At 33.1% G+C, this 1,287-nt stretch carries 1 protein-coding gene and 1 pseudogene; one reads left to right on the top strand and one right to left on the bottom strand.

The annotated features are described in order from the left end of the window. Positions 1-585 precede the first annotated feature (585 nt). Positions 586-969, top strand: coding sequence for a DUF4346 domain-containing protein (locus tag F6K22_RS41085; protein ID WP_293110940.1), 384 nt, complete (start codon positions 586-588; stop codon positions 967-969). A 51-nt stretch (positions 970-1,020) separates the two neighbouring features. Here F6K22_RS41085 and F6K22_RS41080 read toward each other — a convergent pair. Continuing rightward, a pseudogene (locus F6K22_RS41080) lies at positions 1,021-1,287 on the bottom strand (photosystem II repair protein Psb32); the annotation flags it as partial.

Below are 1,287 nucleotides of genomic sequence, written 5' to 3'. Positions count from 1 at the left end.
GGGAGGGGAGAAAGAGGACAATACAGTACAGAACGTATTAAATTTAACTCTTGAACTTTAATGTAACTTTTCGTTACATAGTGATAAATTTTCCCGCCGACCTACTTACATCATGTCAATAAATAGTATTTAGAAATATAAATTCCAAAGTATAGCAAATTTTTTGATGATTAGTATAACTCTTTTAAGGATTGTTGTAAAGGAGTAGGTGTAAAATTTTTTAACCAAAATAATTACTTTTTTGCCTGAGTTATGAATTTCTTAGTTAAATTAACATAAGTAGGTTTCTGTTCTTAATTAGCATATAATTGATTATACTAGGCTAAACTTTAATTCCAAATAAAACCAAAACACCCAAACAATTGATTTAATTTTTTGACTTGTATCTGGCTTTCAATCTTTAATATCTAATTCCTAACACTAAATATTGACTGCGCAGCAATATTTGTTATTACCATTAGATCGCTTTTGTTATCATACTGGTCGGCATTTATCTCGATAACAAGACTGGGCTATGGTAGTGGTATTGTGGCGAAATTTAGATAAAAATGTAGAATAAAATACAGGTAATTTTAAATTTGAACTATGAATCTAAAATTTGAAGACATAACCACCATTGATGAAAAGCTTTCTAAACGTCATATAGACCTTGATCCAGGTGGTTACTTCATTATTTTTATTGACCGAGAAGCAAGCTTAATTTGTGCAAAACACTTCACTAATATCATTGATGACCGCGGTTTAGCTATCGATCCAGAAACAGGAAAACCTATTCCAGCAAAAGGAAAAGTAGAACGTCAAGAAACCAAAATATTTACTGCTAGAACCGCAAAAGAAATGTGTGTCAAAATTTTTGAAGAAACCTACCCCTGTCCAGTAACAATGTTAGATCATGCTGCTTATTTAGGAAGGGAATTTTTGCGTGCTGAAACAGCTTTATTAACTGGCAAAGAATATATTCAAGATTAATTGAATGAGGAGAATGACAAGAAAATATACTCCAACCATTCTCCTTAATTTTTATCCAGAAAAACCTTGATACCAGAAATAAGTAACCATCGGTACAACTGTAGCAACGACTAGCAATACAACCACCAAAATAGTTGCACTTTGATCGTCAGTTTCTTCTGCTGATTTAAAAGTAGCTGCTACTTGTGCTGAAAGCTCATCCTTAACTTCCGGTGGACCAGGGTCAGCTTCTCCAGATAATACAGCAGTCAGGCGATCGCTAGCTGCTAAAAAAGCTTCATTATATTTGTTCCCATCTCTAACAGGTACTTGAATAGA

Source organism: Okeania sp. SIO2F4 (assembly GCF_010672385.1).
Lineage (GTDB): Bacteria > Cyanobacteriota > Cyanobacteriia > Cyanobacteriales > Microcoleaceae > Trichodesmium.
The sequence above is the reverse complement of the archived record's forward strand: the minus strand, read 5'-3'. Positions and strand labels throughout refer to the sequence as shown.

What these genes read in the sequence shown, in the direction of transcription:
- F6K22_RS41085 (WP_293110940.1), top strand. Translation starts at nt 586, where the DNA reads ATGAATCTAAAATTTGAAGACATAACCACCATTGATGAAAAGCTTTCT.